Here is a 16,886-nt window from a genome sequence, read left to right on the forward strand (position 1 = left end):
TGGGCGAGGTGCCGGCGGCACCGATTCCGGAGGGAGCGGGGATGGCGGAGAATCCAGCGACGGAGCGCAGGGGCCGCCCGGCGACACCCCAATTGCGACTGGATGAGCTGCTGGAGGGCCTTCAGGCACAGGTGGAGCAGGTTCGCTCGGCCCGGGACCGGGTGCACACGCTGTTGGACGCGGTCCTCGCCATCGGCACCGATCTGGATCTCGATGTCGTGCTGCGGCGGATCACCGAGTCCGCAGTCACCCTGGTGGACGCCCAGTACGGGGCCCTGGGCGTGCTGGGCGAGGAAGGGAAGATCCGGCAGTTCATCACGGTCGGCATGGACGAGGACACCATCCGCACCATCGGTCACTATCCCGAGGGCCAGGGCATCCTGGGGCTGCTGATCAAGGAGCCGGAGCCGCTGCGGCTGGCCGACCTGGGCCGACACCCCGACTCGGTGGGCTTTCCCGCGGGCCATCCGCCGATGACGACGTTCCTGGGCGTGCCGGTGCGGGTGCGCGACCAGGTCTTCGGAAATCTGTACCTGACCGACAAGCGCGGCGGGGCGGAGTTCGACGACGATGACGAGGCGGTGCTGCGCATGCTGGCGGCCGCGGCGGGCGTCGCGATCGACAACGCGCGCCTGTACGAGGACACGCGCCGCAGGGAGCGGTGGCTGGCGGCGAGCAGTGAACTGACCCGCAGTCTGTTGTCCGGCACCGACCCGGACCAGGTGCTGCACCAGGTCGCCGCGACCGTCAGGGCTCTGTCGGACGCTGATCTGGTGACGCTGGCGGTGCCGTTCGACGGCGGCGACGAGCTGGTGATCGAGGCGGCCGACGGCGAAGGCGCCGAGCGGGTTCAGGGGCTGGTGCTGGCTGCCACCACACTGGCCGCGAAGGTCTACCAGTCCAACGAGCGGATCACCAGCGGTGCGCTGTCCGACGAGCCGCAGGCGGGAGGCGGCTCCGCGGCACGGATCGACCTGGGGCCCGGTTTCCTGCTCCCGCTGGGAGGTGGCGAGCATGTCCGAGGCGTCCTGCAGGTCGCCAACCGGGTCGGCGGAGCCGAGTTCTCGGACGCCACCACCATGATCAGCAGTTTCGCCGACCAGGCCGCACTCGCGCTGGAGATCGCCGAGCACCGGCGCGAAGCGGAACACCTGGTGGTGCTGAGCGACCGCGATCGCATCGCCCGCGACCTGCACGACCTGGCCATCCAGCGGCTGTTCGCCTCCGGGCTGACCCTGAACTCGGTACTGGGCCGCGTCTCCGACCGGCCCCAGGTGGCCGAGCGTGTCCAGCGGGTCGTCGACGACCTCGACGACACCATCAAGACGGTACGGGGCACGATCTACGCGCTGCGCGAGCGCGACCGCTCCGACGGCCGCGGCGGACTGCGCGCAAAGCTCCTGGCCGAGACCGACCAGGCCGCCGCCGTGCTGGGATTCAGTCCCGCCCTGCGTATGACTGGTCTGCTGGACACCGACGTGCCCTCCGACTATGCCGAGCACCTCGTCGCCGTGCTGAGTGAGACGCTGTCGAACACCGCCCGGCACGCGCACGCCACCGCCGTCGAGGTCACCACCGAGACGGATGGCAGCCGGCTGCGGCTGCGCGTCGCCGACAACGGAACCGGCATCGACCCGGCCGTCACCCGGCGCAGCGGCCTGGACAACCTCCGCCGGCGCGCCGCCGACCTCGGCGGCAGCTTCGCCCTCACCCCGAACCAGCCCACCGGCACCATCGCGGAATGGACGGTGCCGCTGCCCGCACAGGCCCAAGCCTGAACCCGCGTTCCAACGCGTCAGGAGAACGCCCGCGATGCCGCACGTGTCCTGAAGGGACAAGCAACGCCCGGCCCATGAAACATGGCCGTCGGGCCGCGTCGCCGTCACGCAGCCGCCTCGGGCCCACCCGCGTCCCGTGGGTGGGAGCACGCTCGCCGTTGAACAGCCCGCGGATCCCGGAGAGTTGTCCCTCCGGGACATCGAAGGAACACCAGCCAGGTCGGCCCGACCCCTCTGACGGTGAACTGCCGCTCTTCGACTTCATCGGCTGGACCATGTTGTCCGTCCCTTTCCTCTTCAGGGGGGTACTGCTCCACCGGGATCGCACGCGCACCACAGTCCCCTTGCCGGCGATACGGCATCCCGGAACCACTGTCCGCACCAAGAGCCACCGGCGGCATGGACCATCAGTCCCTACCGGCGGACAGACGGTCCCCGAGTCCGGACCCGGACGTCCCTCCACACCGCCCCCTGCACCGCGTTGCCCGCGCGGCTCCGGCGGAACAGCGGCAGCGATCGGCAGGCCCCCATCCCGCCCAAGGGGTAGGGCCGGTCGGCCCTACCCCCTCCCCGCGACCGCGGGGACTATGGACTGATGTTCCATGACAACGCCTTTCGCGCACTCGACCGGCAGGAGTGCCTGCGCCTGCTTGCCAAGGTGCCGGTCGGCCGCGTCGTCTACACCCGGCAGGCACTGCCCGCGGTGCTCCCCGTCAACTTCTCCCTGGGCACGGACACTTCCGTCCTGCTGTGCACCTCGCCGGACTCGGACCTCGTCCGCGCCATCGACGGCGTTGTGGTCGCCTTCGAGGCGGACGAGCTCGACGCGGCGACCCGGTCCGGCTGGAGCGTGGTCGTCACCGGCCGGGCCACCGTGGTGACCGATCCCGCCGAGCAGGAACGGCTGTCGCAGGCCGGCCCCATCTCCTGGATGCCCCTGCGGGACGCGGTGTTCGTACGGATCGAGACCGAGATGGTCACCGGACGCGAACTCAGGGGGCTCGGCACGTAGTGAGGCGCAGCCCGCCGCGGCCGTGCCCGCCGGGCGTCTGGCGCCTGCGGCGTGGAATGGGCGTGGGCCGACGGTGCGGAGTCAGCCTAATCCAGGGTGTAGGCGGCTCGGTCCGGTCCCCACAAGGGGCCGACGGGCGGCTTGCGACGGACGGCGGAATGCCTTCGGCCCTCACGGTCCTTGAGACCCGCTCTGCCTGGTCTGCAAGACCTTCCCATAGAGCGGCGTCCCGGCGTCTCCGCACCACGACGAGACCGCGCCTGCCGTGAGCGTCGCGGTGATGACGTGGACACCGGGCTGATGCCTCCGTTTCCCCGGGCCCTTCGAGGCCTCTGTCACCCTCGCGGCAGGTTGCGCAACCGCCCATGACGGCGCTGGTGTCGGCGTCCGCGGACGCCGACCCGCTGGTCATCGGATCCCGGGGCCTCGGCGGCACCCCACCCGGCGGGCCGATTCCAGTGTCTGCCCGACGGCAGCGCCGAGCACCCGGAATCAGCGCGCCGACGTGGCCAAGGCGGAACGCGATGGATCAGGCCCGTGGGAGCGTGCGGGCGACGTACTCGGTGAGGTCGAGCAGACGGTTGGTGTAGCCCCACTCGTTGTCGTACCAGCCGAAGACCTTCACCAGCTCGCCGTGCGCCTGCGTCAGCGGGGCGTCCAGGACGCACGAGGCGGGGTCTCCGACGACGTCACGGGAGACGATCGGGGCGTCCGAGACCCGCAGGATTCCCTTCAGCGGCCCGTCGGCGGCCTCCCGGAACGCGGCGTCGACCTCGTCAGCGGTCACGGGCCGCTCAAGGATCACGCTCAGGTCGGTCAGGGAGCCGTCCTCGACCGGCACGCGGACGGCGATGCCGTCCAAGGTCCCGGACAGCTCCGGCAGGACCAGGCCGACCGCGCGGGCGGCGCCGGTGGACGTGGGGATGATGTTGACGGCGGCGCTGCGGCCGCGCCGCAGGTCCTTGTGCGGGCCGTCGAGGACCACCTGGTCGTTGGTGTAGCCGTGGATGGTGGTCATCAGGCCCTTGACCAGGCCGAAGTGCTCGTCGAGGACCTTGACCATGGGGGCCGCGCAGTTGGTGGTGCAGGAGGCGTTGGAGAGGACGTGGTCGTTCTCCGGGTCGTACGTGCCCTCGTTGACGCCCATCACGATCGTGGCGTCGACTCCCTTGCCCGGTACGGAGAGCAGTACCTTGCGGGCGCCTGCCTTCAGGTGCAGGCCGGCCTGCTCGCGGGTGCGGAAGCGGCCGGTCGACTCGATGACCAGGTCCACGCCGGCGTCCGCCCAGTCCAGCTCGGCCGGGTCACGCTCCGCGGTCACCACGATGCGGTGGCCGTCGACGGTGGTCGAGTCGTCGTCGTGCTCCACGGTGCGGCCGAGGCGGCCGTACGTCGAGTCGTACGCCAGGAGATGGGCCAGCGCCTCCGGCGAGGTGAGGTCGTTGACCGCCACGACCTCGACCGGTGCGCCGGTACCGCTCTCCGCGCGCTCCAGCGCGCAGCGCAGGTAGTTGCGTCCGATGCGGCCGAAGCCGTTGATGCCCACGCGCACGCTCATGTCCGTCGCCCTCCCGATCAATGCTGCCCGGCGGTGTCCGGGTGTGCTGCCAGCCTGGGGGCCGGGGAGGGGGTCCGGCTTGGGCCGCACGGGGGTCAGGTGAGGGACGTTCGGCCCTGCGGGTTCCGACTGCGTGGGGAGGCTCAGTGTCCGTCGTGCCGCAGCCGGTCCTGGGCCTGCGTGGCGATGACCGCGGCCTGGATGCGCCGCTCCACGCCGAGCTTGGCGAGCAGGCGGGAGATGTGGTTCTTGACCGTCTTCTCGGCGAGGTAGAGCCGCTGGCCGATCTGGCGGTTGGTCAGGCCCTCGCCGATCAGGGCCAGGATCTCCCGCTCGCGGGCGGTGAGCCCCGGCAGGGCGTCCGGCTCCTCCTCCGGCTGCTGGTCCTGGCGCAGCCGGGCCATCACCTTGGCGGTGGCGCTCGGATCGAGCAGGGACTGGCCGGCGGCCACCGCGCGGACGGCCGAGACCAGGTCCGTGCCCTGGATCTGCTTCAGCACGTACCCGGAGGCGCCGGCCATGATCGAGTCGAGCAGGGCCTCCTCGTCGTCGAACGAGGTCAGCATCAGGCAGGACAGTTCCGGCATGCGGGAGCGCAGCTCGCGGCAGACGGTCACGCCGTCGCCGTCGGGCAGGCGCACGTCGAGCACGGCCACCTGCGGGCGCAGTGCGGGTACGCGCACCAGGGCCTGCTCGACGGTGCCGGCCTCGCCGATCACGGTGATGTCCGGCTCGTCGTTCAGCAGGTCGCGCACCCCGCGCCGTACCACCTCGTGGTCGTCCAGCAGGAAGACCCGGATCGGGTTGTCGGTACCGGGGCGCTCGCTGTCCGCCATCGACGGCTCCTGTCCTGTGTCGTCTGTTTCTGGAACCGGAAACCGCCGGATGGGCGGGACCGGTCCCTCCCTGTCGCAGATCCTGTGCGATTCCGGGCCGAACGGCCAGGGCCGACCGGCCCTTTTCGCTCTACCGTTCCCGCTTTCCCGCACGTACCGGTTTTGATCGCCTGCCCGGCGCCGGACGGTGCCGAACGCGGAGAAGACCGGAGGTCTCTCCCAACCTGCGCGACCCAGCTGTGTCGGACATAGCCCGATTATCGGGCAGCTGGCCCGCCAGGAAGGCGGCATCACGGGTCAGGCGGAGAAGGCACTGTCCGCTGCTCTCACGCCGTGGCGCGAGAAGTACCCGCAGGTCCCCGTCGCCCACACGGTCGATCTCGCCCGCCCCTCCGGAGTCGTGCTGAGAAGGCCGCCGCGCAGGCCGGACTCGTGGTGGTCGGCCGCCGGGTGCACCGTCCGGCGCTCGGTATGCGCCTCGGGCCGGTGGCCCATGCGGTTCTGCACCACGCCGCGGCCTCGGTCGCCGTAGTGCCCCACGACTGAGGGCCGGATTCCGCTCGGTTTGAGGGCCGAGCGGCCCTACAGGCGGGGACGTCCAGGACCTGCCCACCGCGTCGGAGCCCGTTCGACGCTGGAACCGCACCGACCAGACAGACCCGAGGAGCGTCACATGAAGGCAGCAGTCGTCCGGTCCTTCGGCGAGCCGTTGGTGCTCGAGGAGCGTCCCGATCCGGAGCCCGGCCCCGGACAGGTCCGCATCCGCCTGGAGGCGTCAGGACTGTGCCACACCGACATCCACGCCGCCCACGGTGACTGGCCGGTCAAGCCGACCCCGCCGTTCGTCCCCGGCCACGAGGGCGTCGGCATCGTCGAGGCGCTCGGCGACGGGGTGACCCACCTGGCCGTCGGCCAGCGGGTGGCCGTGCCCTGGCTGGGCTGGGCCTGCGGGCGGTGCGAGCACTGCCTGTCCGGCTGGGAGACGCTGTGCGAGAAGCAGCAGAACACCGGCTACAGCGTGGACGGCGGCTACGCCGAGAAGATGCTCGCCCCCGCGGACTTCGCCGCTGTGGTCCCCGACGGTATCGACCCGCGCGACGCGGCCCCGCTGACCTGCGCCGGCGTGACGACGTACAAGGCCCTGAAGGTCGCCGACGTACGCCCGACCCAGCTGGTGGCGATCTCCGGGATCGGCGGGCTCGGCCACCTCGCCGTGCAGTACGCGAAGATCGCCGGAGCCACCGTCGCCGCGATCGACGTCACCGACGACAAGCTCGAACTCGCCCGGGAACTCGGCGCGGACATCCTCATCGACGCCCGCAAGGAGGACCCGGCCGAGGTACTGAAGCAGCACGGCGGCGCCCACGCCGCGATCGCGCTGGCGGTCAACGAGCAGGCGTTCGCCTCCGTCTACGGCGGCCTGCGGCGCGGCGGCAAACTGGTCATGGTCGCCCTGCCCGCCGACGGCACCATCCAGGTGCCGATCTTCGACACCGTTCTCAACGGCACCTCCGTGATCGGCTCGATCGTCGGCACCCGCCAGGACCTGGACGAGGTGTTCCAGCTCCACGCCGCAGGACGCACCGAGGTCATCTACGAGACTCGTCCGCTGGCCGCCGTCAACGACTCCATCGCCGAGGTCCTCGACGGGCGGATCAAGGCACGCATCGTCTTCGAGATGTGACCCGCCCTCGCATGGCTGCTGCGCCCCATGCACCGACCGGGGCGCAGCTCGGTCAGTGGTCAAGGCCCGTACATCCCCCTGGGAAGCAGGAAGGAAGAACACCGTCATGGTCCGTTACGTGTACGACTTCACCGTGGGCGGCCGTGACATGGCCGGCCTGCTCGGCGGCAAGGGCGCCAACCTGGCCGAGATGACCCGGATGGGCCTGCCGGTCCCGCCCGGCTTCACCGTCACCACCGAAGCCTGCCGCGCTTTCCTGACCACCGGCACCGAACCGAACGGCCTGGCCCGCGAGATCTCCGATCACCTGACGGCATTGGAGGAGGCAGCCGGACGGCGGCTCGGGCAGCCCGACGATCCACTACTGCTGTCCGTCCGCTCCGGGGCCCGTTTCTCCATGCCCGGCATGATGGAGACGATCCTCGACATCGGCCTGGGCGACGAGTCCGTGCTGGGGCTGGCGAAGTCCTCCGGAAACGAGCGCTTCGCCTGGGACTCCTACCGCCGACTTGTGCAGATGTTCGGCAGCACCGTCATGGGCGTCGACAGCGCGCTGTTCGAGAAGGCCCTGGCCCGCCTCAAGGAGGCCCGCGGTGCGGCGGACGATCTGGGACTGGACGCGGCCGATCTGGCCGGGCTCGTCGAGATGTACAAGGAGCTGATCCGCCAGGAGACGGGCGAGTACTTCCCCCAGTCCCCGGCCGAGCAGCTGCGCCGGGCGGTCCTGGCCGTCTTCGCCTCCTGGAACGGCGAACGCGCCCGCCTCTACCGCCGCCGCGAGCACATCCCCGACGACCTGGGCACCGCCGTCAACGTGCAGACCATGGTCTTCGGCAACCTCGGCCCCGACTCCGGCAGCGGCGTCGCCTTCACCCGCGACCCGGCCACCGGCGCCCGAGGCGTGTACGGGGACTACCTGTCCAACGCGCAGGGTGAGGATGTCGTCGCCGGCATCCGCAACACCGTGCCGCTGGACGAACTGGGCCGCGTCAACCCCGAGGCGTTCGCCCAACTCCGCGACCACATGCGGACGTTGGAGGCCCACTACCGGGATCTGTGTGACATCGAGTTCACCATCGAGCGGGGCCGGCTGTGGATGCTGCAGACCCGGGTGGGCAAGCGCACCGCCGAGGCCGCGTTCGCCATCGCCGCCGAGCTGGCCGACGAGGGACTCATTACCTCCGACGAGGGTCTGGCGCGCGTCAGTGGCGACGGTCTCGCCCGTCTGATGTTCCCCCGCTTCGACACCTCTGCCGTCGGTGAGGCGCTCGCGCACGGCATCCCGGCTTCCCCGGGTGCCGCCGTCGGTGCGGCGGTGTTCGACTCCGCCGAGGCGGTACGGCGTGCCGCCGCCGGGGAGAAGGTCGTCCTCGTACGGCAGGAGACCACCCCCGACGACCTGCCCGGCATGGTCGCCGCCCAGGCCGTGCTGACCAGCCGGGGCGGCAAGACCAGCCACGCGGCGGTGGTCGCCCGCGGCATGGGCAAGGTGTGCGTCTGCGGTGCCGAGGAAATCACCGTGGACCTGCCGGGCCGCCGCTTCACCGTCGGCGGCACCACCGTCGAGGAGGGCACGGTCATCTCCGTCGACGGCTCCGACGGTGCCGTCTACGCCGGCGCGGCTCCGCTGGTCGACTCCGCGGTGATGCGGTACTTCGAGACCGGCGCGCCGGGTGAGCGGTCGGCCAGGCTGGTCGGCGCTGTCGTCGGCGCCATGCAACACGCCGACGGCGTACGGCGGTTGGGCGTGCGGGCGAACGCCGACACTCCCGAGGACGCGGCCCGCGCCCGCCGGTTCGGAGCGGAGGGCATCGGGTTGTGCCGCACCGAGCACATGTTTCTCGGCGATCGCCGGCAGCTGGTCGAGGCGATGATCCTGTCCCGTACCGACGCTGAGCGCGAGCGGGCGCTGGACGCGTTGCTGCCGCTGCAACGGCGGGACTTCATCGGGATCCTGGAGGCGATGGACGGCCTGCCGGTCACCATCCGCCTCCTTGACCCGCCGCTGCACGAGTTCCTGCCCGACCGCACCGAACTCGCCGTCCGCCTCGCGGCCGCCGAGGCCCACGGCACCCCGCCCAGCGCGCACGACGCCGAGCTGCTGGACGCCGTGAACCGCATGCACGAGGAGAACCCGATGCTCGGCCTGCGCGGCGTACGCCTGGGCCTGGTGGCGCCGGGCCTGGTCGCCATGCAGGTACGGGCCATCGCCGAGGCAGTCGTCGAACGCAAGCGCGCGGGCGGCGACCCGCGGGCCGAGATCATGGTGCCGCTGATCGACACGGTCAAGGAACTGCGACTCGTGCGCGAGGAGGTGGAGCAGGTCCTGGCCGACGTCTCCAAGGAGTCCGGCGTTCCCGTCGAGTGCCCGGTCGGCACGATGATCGAGCTGCCCAGGGCCGCGCTCACCGCGGGCCGGATCGCCGAGGAGGCGCAGTTCTTCTCCTTCGGCACCAACGACCTGACGCAGACCACCTGGGGCTTCTCCCGCGACGACGTCGAGGCGGCGTTCTTCTCCGCCTACCTCGACAAGGGCATCTTCACGGTCTCCCCCTTCGAGACCATCGACCGCGAGGGCGTCGGCCGACTGGTCGAGATCGCGGTCGCCGAGGGCCGTGCGGCCCGGCCCGGGCTGAAGATCGGTGTCTGCGGCGAGCACGGCGGAGACCCCGATTCCGTGCACTTCTTCCACGGCGTCGGACTTGACTACGTCTCCTGCTCACCGTTCCGTGTCCCGGTCGCCCGCCTGGAGGCCGGACGGGCCGCACTGCCCGAGACGAAGACCAGCGACAGCCGGTGACGCACGCCCGCGGGACCGGGGGTGAAAGACCCGGCCTCGGTCCTGCGGGCCGCCGACTGCACGTGACCCCGCGCACCCGGTTCGCCGACACCGGGACACTTCGATCCTTCGTCCGCCGAGGTGGTGCTTCGGACCCGGCCGTCAGTGCCCGTCGGTCGCGTCCGTCGGGCGACCGAGCCGTGTCCGGCCGTCCGGGGCCGCAGCGCGCGCGTGCTCCACCGCCTCGGCCACCAGACGGTCGGCCATGTTCCGGGTCCCGCCGTCGGGCGGGCCCAGCGGTGACGGGCCCAGGGGCACGTGCGGCGCGGGCCAGAAGAACGCGTGCACCACCCGTAGCCCCGCCCCGCGCAACCGCGCCTCCCGAGCCGCTGCCTCCACCGCGGCGAGACTGAGAGGGCGGTTCGGCCCGGGAGCTCGGGACCGGTTGGCCCTGCCCCGTCAAGCCCGTGCGCGGGAGGCTGAAGAAGCATCGACGGGTCGGCTACCCGGGGCAGTCCAATCCGGTGGCCCGCGACAGGCACCAGCGGAGAAGGGAACTGCCGTGAAGACCGCCAAGGTCGGTGAGGTGATGACCGCAGAGGTCATCCAGGCGCACCGGGAAACACCGTTCAAGGACGTGGCACGGCTGCTGGCCCGGTACCGAATCAGCGGCCTTCCGGTGGTGGACGCCGACGACAAGGTTCTCGGCGTCATCTCCGAGACCGACCTGGTGCACCGGCAGGCGGCGAAGGCCGAACGGGACCGGGAAGGCCGCCTCCGGCTGCCGGCACTGCGCCGGAAGGCACGTGTCGCCGCTGCCAAGGCCCGCGCCATGACCGCCGGGCAACTGATGTCGACACCCGCGATCACCGTGCACCCGGAACAACGCGTCGCGGACGCCGCACGGGTGATGGAGCGCGACCACATCGAACGGCTGCCCGTGGTGGACGAGGAGGACCGACTGATAGGCATCGCCACCCGCCGTGACCTGCTGCGGGTCTTCCTGCGCACGGACGAGGAGATCCGGCAGGAGATCATCGACGAGGTCCTCACCCGTGCCATGTGCCTGCCGCCCCGCACCGTCGTCGTCTCGGTCCACGACGGGACGGCCACGCTGGAGGGACGCCTGGAACGCCGCAGCGACATCCCGGTGGCGGTCCGACTGACCTGGCGGGTGGACGGCGTGGTGGGCGTGATGAACAGCCTCACCTTCCGCGACGACGACACCCGCCCACCCGAGAAGCACCCCTCCCGCCGGACCGCCCACCACTGGCTCCCCGAGCGGTGACCCCTCATCGTCAGGTCGCCGACCGGCCCCGACACCCCGGGACGCTCGGCCCCCGGTCGGGACCTTCGACGCCTGGGTGGCGGCTCCCGGCTGCGGGACGGTGGTGGTGGGAGCGGTACCGATGATCCGCAAAGCCCCGTACCCCCGCTCGGGCCCCCGCGGTGCTGCTCCCCACACGGCACGCTGCCGGTCTTCCGGCCCCCGACCTCGACGATGGAGGCGCAACCCCATGACCCGACAGGACGCCCGAACCCGCCCAGCCGCCCCGGGCGGCGAGCCGTCCGAGACCGTCATCGCCGTCGACCGGCTGGTCACGAACGGGCTCAAGGCGCTCGCCGACTACGAGGACCTGACGCAGGAGCAGGTCGACCACGTCGTCAAGAAGGCGTCGGTCGCCGCACTGGACCAGCACACGGCACTCGCACGGCTCGCGGTGGAGGAGACCGGCCGGGGTGTCTTCGAGGACAAGGCGGCCAAGAACATGTTCGCGTGCGAGCACGTCACGCACAGCATGGGCCGGATGAAGACCGTCGGCGTCATCGCCCGCGACGACATCGAGGACATGGTCGAGATAGCGGAACCGGTGGGTGTGGTCTGCGCGATCACGCCGGTCACCAATCCGACCTCGACCACGATCTTCAAGGCTTTGTTGGCGCTGAAGACCCGCAACCCGGTCGTGTTCGCCTTCCACCCCTCCGCCCAGCGGTGCAGTGCCGAGGCGGCCCGGATCGTGCGTGACGCGGCCGTCGCCGCAGGCGCGCCGGAGCAGTGCATCCAGTGGATCGAGACCCCGTCGGTCGAGGCGACCGGCACGCTCATGCGCCACCCGGGCGTCTCGCTGATCCTCGCCACCGGCGGCAACGCCATGGTCAAGGCCGCCTACTCGGCGGGCAAGCCCGCCCTGGGTGTGGGCGCCGGGAACGTCCCCGCCTACGTCCACCAGAGCGCCAAGCTGCGCCGCGCCGTCAACGACCTGGTGCTGTCGAAGTCGTTCGACAACGGCATGATCTGCGCCTCCGAACAGGCCGTCATCCTCGACAACGAGATCTACGACGAGGCGCTCGCCGAGTTCCGCACCCTGCACGCCCACCTGGCGACCCCCGAGGAGAAGCGGAAGCTGGAGGCGTACCTCTTCCCGGCGGACAAGTCCAACAGCGGCTGCGAGCCCAAGGTCAACGCGGCGGCCGTGGGACAGAGCCCGGCGTGGATCGCCGAGCAGGCCGGCTTCACCGTGCCCGCCGGCACCTCCCTCATCCTGGTCGAGGCCGAACGCGTCGGCCCGGACGAGCCGCTGACCCGCGAGAAGCTCTGCCCGGTGCTCGCCGTCCTGCGGGCCGGCTCCGAGCAGCAGGGCTTCGCCCTGGCCGCCGACATGGTCGCCTTCCACGGCCAGGGTCACAGCGCCGTCATCCACACCGAGGACCGAGAGCTGGCGGAGGCGTACGGCAAGCGCATCAAGACCGTACGGATCATCGTCAACGCGCCCTCCTCCCAGGGCGCCATCGGCGGCATCTACAACGGCCTCCTGCCGTCCCTCACCCTGGGCTGCGGCTCCTGGGGCAGCACATCGGTGTCCGACAACGTCTCCGCCGCCCAGCTCCTGAACGTCAAGCGGGTCGGCACGCGCCGCAACAACCTGCAGTGGTTCAAGGTCCCGCCGAAGATCTACTTCGAGCCGCAGGCCATCCGCTACCTGACCTCCATGCCGGACGTCCACCGCGTCACGATCGTGACCGACGCGGTCATGACCCGCCTCGGTTTCGTCGACCGCATCGACCGCGTGCTCCAACGCCGTCCCGAGCCCGTGACGCTGCAGATCATCGACAACGTCGAACCGGAACCCAGCATCGACTCCGTGCAGCGCGGTGCCCAGCTCATGCGGGACTTCCGCCCGGACACGATCATCGCGCTGGGCGGCGGCTCGCCCATGGACGCGGCGAAGGTGATGTGGCTGCTCTACGAGCACCCGGACATCGACTTCGCCGACATGCGGCACAAGTTCTCCGACATCCGTAAGCGCGCCTTCCGCTTCCCCGTCCTGGGCGAGCTCGCCCGCCTGGTGTGCGTGCCCACCACCTCCGGCACCGGCGCCGAGGTCACCCCGTTCGCGGTCATCTCCGACCCGGCCACCGGCAAGAAGTACCCGCTCGCCGACTACGCGCTCACCCCGAGCGTGGCCATCGTCGACCCCCTCCTCACCACCGCCCTGCCCCCGGCCCTGGCCGCCGACAGCGGCTTCGACGCCCTCACCCACGCCATCGAGGCGTACGTCTCCGTCTACGCCAACGACTTCACCGACGGCCTCGCCCTGCACGCGATCCGGCTGGTCTTCGGCCACCTCGAAGCGGCGGTGAACGACCGCGAGGACTCGGCTCAGGCCCGGGAGAAGATGCACAACGCCGGCACCATCGCGGGCATGGCCTTCGGCAACGCCTTCCTCGGCATCGTCCACGCCATGTCCCACACCCTCGGCGCCACCTTCCACATCGCCCACGGCCGCGCCAACGCCGTCCTGCTCCCCCACGTCATCCGCTACAACGGCACCGTCCCCACCAAGCTCACCGGCTGGCCCAAGTACGAGCACTACCGCGCCCCCGAACGCTTCCAGGACATCGCCCGCACCCTCGGCCTGCCCGCCGCCACCCCGCAGGCCGGCGTGGAGTCGCTCGCCTGGGCCGTCGAGCGACTGCGCGACGCCGTGGGCATCGAGCCGTCGTTCCAGTCCCTCGGCGTCGACGAGCGCGCCTTCCTCGACGCCCTGCCCCAGCAGGCCCTCAACGCCTACGAGGACCAGTGCGCCCCCGCCAACCCGCGGATGCCCATGCTCGACGACATGCAGGACCTCATGCGAGCGGCCTACTACGGCCCGGACCGGACAGTCGGCGCATAGTCCAGAAGCTGCCGGCGCCTGTTCAGAGCGCCCGCAGGCCGTGCTCCCGGAACTGCTCGCGCACTCGCTCAGTCAGGTCCGGGTGCGGCGCGGGTGTGTCGCGCAGCGGGAAGGGGATCCCCAGCGCGTCGTACTTGTGGGCGCCGAGCTTGTGGAACGGCAGGACGTCCACCCGGTCGACGTTGCCCAGCCCGGCGAGGAAACCGCCGAGTCCGTCGATGGCCGCCGGGTTGTCGGTCCAGCCCGGCACGAGGACGTAGCGGATCCACACCGGGACGCCGAGGCGGTTCAGGCGGGTGGCGAAGCCGAGGGTCGGGGCGAGGTCGCCGCCGGTCAGCTTCCGATAGGCCCGGATGTCGAAGGACTTGATGTCCAGCAGGACCAGGTCGGTGTCGGCGAGGAGTTCGTCGGTGGCGCGGGCGCCGAGGAAGCCGGAGGTGTCGAGGGCCGTGTGCACGCCGAGTTCCTTGCAGCGGTGGAAGATCTCGGCCGTGAACGCGGGCTGCAGCAGGGCCTCGCCGCCGGTGAGGGTCACTCCCCCGCCCGCGGTGGTGATGAACGGCCGGTACTTCTCGATCTCGGCCATCACCTCGTCGACTGTGGTCTGCTTACCGTCGCGCATGTGCCAGGTGTCAGGGTTGGCGCAGTACAGGCAGCGCAGCGGGCAACCGGAGAGGAAGAGTACGAACCGGGTCCCGGGACCGTCCACTCCCGTGGACAGGTCCCAGGAGTGGATTCGGCCCGTCACCGGCTCAACGGTGGTGTTCACAGCGATCCGTGGAAGGTGCGACTGATCACGTCGAGCTGCTGCTCGCGGGTCAGGCGGACGAAGTTGACGGCGTATCCGGAGACCCGGACCGTCAGCTCCGGGTACTCCTCCGGGTGTTCCATGGCGTCTTCGAGCGTCGCGCGGTCAAGGACGTTGACGTTCATGTGGAATCCGCCGGAGGCCATGTAGGCGTCGAGGATGCCGGCCAGGTGCGCGGCGCGCTCGTCCGGGTCGTGGCCCAGGCCCTCGGGCGTGATCGTCGTCGTGAGCGAGATGCCGTCGCGGGCCTGCTCGTACGGCAACTTGGCCACCGACAGCGCGGAGGCGGCCACCCCGTGGCGGTCCCGGCCGTTCATCGGGTTGGCGCCGGGCGCGAAGGGCTGTCCTGCGCGGCGGCCGTCGGGGGTGTTGCCGGTGTGCTTGCCGTACACCACGTTGGAGGTGATGGTCAGCACCGACTGCGTGTGCTCGGCATCCCGGTATGTGGGGTTGCGGCGCACCTTGGCCATGAACGACTGGACCAGGTCGGCGGCGAGGGCGTCCGCGCGGTCGTCGTTGTTGCCGTACGCCGGGTACTCGCCCTCGATCTCGTAGTCGACGGCCAGCCCGGTGGAGTCGCGGATCACCTTCACCCGGGCGTGCTTGACGGCCGAGAGGCTGTCCGCCGCCACGGAGAGCCCGGCGATGCCACACGCCATGAAACGGTGCACGGGGTAGTCGTGCAGGGCTATCTCGATGCGCTCGTAGGCGTACTTGTCGTGCATGTAGTGGATGACGTTGAGCGCGTTGACGTACGTGGCAGCCAGCCACTCCAGCATGCGGTCGTACGCCGCCGACAACTCCTCGTACTCCAGGTGCTCGCCCATCAGCGGTGGCATCGCGGGCGCCACCTGCTCGCCGGTCATCTCGTCCCGGCCTCCGTTGATCGCGTACAGCAGCGCCTTGGCCAGGTTGACCCGTGCCCCGAAGAACTGCATCTGCCGGCCCACCGCCATCGCCGAGACACAGCAGGCGATCGCCGTGTCGTCACCGGTACGCGGACGCATCAGGTCGTCGGACTCGTACTGGATCGCGCTGGTGTCGATGGAGACCTGGGCGCAGAACCGCTTGAAGCCCTCGGGCAGCCGCGGCGACCACAGGACGGTCAGGTTCGGCTCAGGGGCCGGGCCGAGGTTGTACAGGGTCTGCAGGAAGCGGAAGGACGTACGGGTGACCAGGGGGCGGCCGTCGGTGCCGATGCCGCCGATGGACTCCGTCACCCAGGTCGGGTCGCCGGAGAACAGGGCGTCGTACTCGGGGGTGCGCAGGAACCGTACGATCCGCAGCTTGATCACGAAGTCGTCGATCAGCTCCTGGGCGCGGGTCTCCGCGAGGGTGCCCTCGTCCAGGTCGCGCTGGAGGTAGACGTCCAGGAAGGTGGAGGTGCGGCCGAGCGACATGGCGGCGCCGTTCTGCTCCTTGACCGCCGCCAGGAAGCCGAGGTGGAGCCACTGCACGGCCTCGTGGGCGGTAGCGGCGGGACGGGAGACGTCGCAGCCGTACGAAGCCGCCATCTGCGTCAGCTCGCCCAATGCCCTTATCTGCTCGGCCAGTTCCTCGCGGTCGCGGATGACGTCGGGTGTGGAGGGATGCGCGTCCAGCCGGGCCCGCTCGGCCCGCTTGGCCTGGATCAGCCGGTCCGTGCCGTACAGCGCGACGCGCCGATAGTCGCCGATGATCCGGCCGCGGCCGTAGGCGTCCGGCAGGCCGGTGATGATGCCGACCTTGCGGGCGGGGCGCATCTCGGGGGTGTAGGCGTCGAAGACGCCGTCGTTGTGGGTCTTGCGGTAGGTGCTGAAGACACGGGTGACGAAGGGGTCGGCCTGGTAGCCGTACGCCTTCAGCCCGTTCTCGACCATCCGCAGCCCGCCGTTGGGCATGATCGCCCGCCTCAGCGGGGCGTCGGTCTGCAGACCGACGATCAGTTCGCGGTCGCGGTCGATGAAGCCCGGCCGGTGCGAGGTGATCGTGGACGGCAGGCCCGTGTCGACGTCGAGGATGCCCCGGCGCCGCTCCTCGGGGAACAGACGGGCGACCTTGCCCCAGACGGCGAGCGTGCGCTCGGTCGGCCCGGCCAGGAACGTGGAATCTCCTTCGTAGGGCGAGTAGTTGGCCTGGATGAAGTCGCGCACGTCGATCTGGTCCCGCCAGTGTGTACCGGCGAAGCCTCGCCATGCCTCGGTCGCCGCTCGTGCTCCAGCTGTCACCGTTGCCGTCATCGCCGGTCTCTCCCTCACTCTGCCCGTGGAACTT

The 16,886-nt window shown here is 70.8% G+C and carries 11 protein-coding genes and 1 pseudogene; 7 read left to right on the forward strand and 5 right to left on the reverse strand.

All coding sequences use genetic code 11. The features are described 5' to 3' along the window. Window positions 1–41: 41 nt before the first annotated feature. On the forward strand, window positions 42–1,778 hold the full coding sequence (locus tag ALMP_RS20375; RefSeq protein WP_264930332.1) for a GAF domain-containing protein: 1,737 nt from the start codon (window positions 42–44) through the stop codon (window positions 1,776–1,778). A gap of 595 nt (window positions 1,779–2,373) precedes the next feature. Further along, window positions 2,374–2,790, forward strand: coding sequence for a pyridoxamine 5'-phosphate oxidase family protein (locus ALMP_RS20380; protein ID WP_264930334.1), 417 nt, complete (start codon window positions 2,374–2,376; stop codon window positions 2,788–2,790). A 529-nt stretch (window positions 2,791–3,319) separates the two neighbouring features. On the opposite strand, the gene gap is transcribed toward ALMP_RS20380, so the two are convergent. Both gap and ALMP_RS20390 read right to left on the reverse strand, forming a co-directional pair. Then, window positions 3,320–4,348, reverse strand: coding sequence for a type I glyceraldehyde-3-phosphate dehydrogenase (gene gap / locus ALMP_RS20385; protein ID WP_264930336.1), 1,029 nt, complete (start codon window positions 4,346–4,348; stop codon window positions 3,320–3,322). A 143-nt stretch (window positions 4,349–4,491) separates the two neighbouring features. Continuing rightward, on the reverse strand, window positions 4,492–5,184 hold the full coding sequence (locus ALMP_RS20390; protein ID WP_264930337.1) for a response regulator transcription factor: 693 nt from the start codon (window positions 5,182–5,184) through the stop codon (window positions 4,492–4,494). Window positions 5,185–5,634: 450 nt separating this feature from the next. Between ALMP_RS20390 and ALMP_RS20395 the strand changes: the two genes are divergently transcribed. From ALMP_RS20395 to ppdK, 3 genes are all read left to right on the forward strand, one after another. Then, window positions 5,635–5,730, forward strand: coding sequence for a hypothetical protein (locus ALMP_RS20395; RefSeq protein WP_309299509.1), 96 nt, complete (start codon window positions 5,635–5,637; stop codon window positions 5,728–5,730). A gap of 127 nt (window positions 5,731–5,857) precedes the next feature. Next, complete coding sequence (gene adhP, locus ALMP_RS20400; protein ID WP_264930338.1) at window positions 5,858–6,868, forward strand: alcohol dehydrogenase AdhP; 1,011 nt, start codon at window positions 5,858–5,860, stop codon at window positions 6,866–6,868. Window positions 6,869–6,974: 106 nt separating this feature from the next. Next, the gene (ppdK, locus tag ALMP_RS20405) at window positions 6,975–9,668 is read left to right on the forward strand and encodes a pyruvate, phosphate dikinase (RefSeq protein ID WP_264930340.1); all 2,694 of its coding nucleotides are present in this window, start codon (window positions 6,975–6,977) and stop codon (window positions 9,666–9,668) included. Between the two features lie 189 nt (window positions 9,669–9,857). Here ppdK and ALMP_RS20410 read toward each other — a convergent pair. Continuing rightward, window positions 9,858–10,046: pseudogene (locus ALMP_RS20410) on the reverse strand (universal stress protein); the annotation flags it as partial. Window positions 10,047–10,209: 163 nt separating this feature from the next. On the opposite strand from ALMP_RS20410, the gene ALMP_RS20415 reads away from it, so the two are divergent. Continuing rightward, window positions 10,210–10,935: a CBS domain-containing protein gene (locus ALMP_RS20415; RefSeq protein ID WP_264930342.1), complete on the forward strand. Its 726-nt coding sequence runs from the start codon at window positions 10,210–10,212 to the stop codon at window positions 10,933–10,935. Window positions 10,936–11,164: 229 nt separating this feature from the next. Further along, window positions 11,165–13,825 (forward strand): bifunctional acetaldehyde-CoA/alcohol dehydrogenase, encoded by a 2,661-nt coding sequence (gene adhE / locus ALMP_RS20420; protein ID WP_264930344.1) that lies wholly within the window; start codon window positions 11,165–11,167, stop codon window positions 13,823–13,825. Between the two features lie 22 nt (window positions 13,826–13,847). Here adhE and pflA read toward each other — a convergent pair whose 3' ends face one another. Together pflA and pflB are read right to left on the reverse strand one after the other, a co-directional pair. Then, window positions 13,848–14,594 carry a pyruvate formate-lyase-activating protein gene (pflA, locus tag ALMP_RS20425; protein WP_264930346.1) on the reverse strand — a complete coding sequence of 249 codons (747 nt, stop codon included), beginning with the start codon at window positions 14,592–14,594 and terminating at the stop codon, window positions 13,848–13,850. After that, window positions 14,591–16,852, reverse strand: coding sequence for a formate C-acetyltransferase (gene pflB, locus ALMP_RS20430; RefSeq protein WP_264930348.1), 2,262 nt, complete (start codon window positions 16,850–16,852; stop codon window positions 14,591–14,593). The genes pflA and pflB overlap by 4 nt, the downstream gene beginning before the upstream one ends. Window positions 16,853–16,886: the final 34 nt, after the last annotated feature.

The organism is Streptomyces sp. A012304 (assembly GCF_026008495.1).
Lineage (GTDB): Bacteria > Actinomycetota > Actinomycetes > Streptomycetales > Streptomycetaceae > Streptomyces.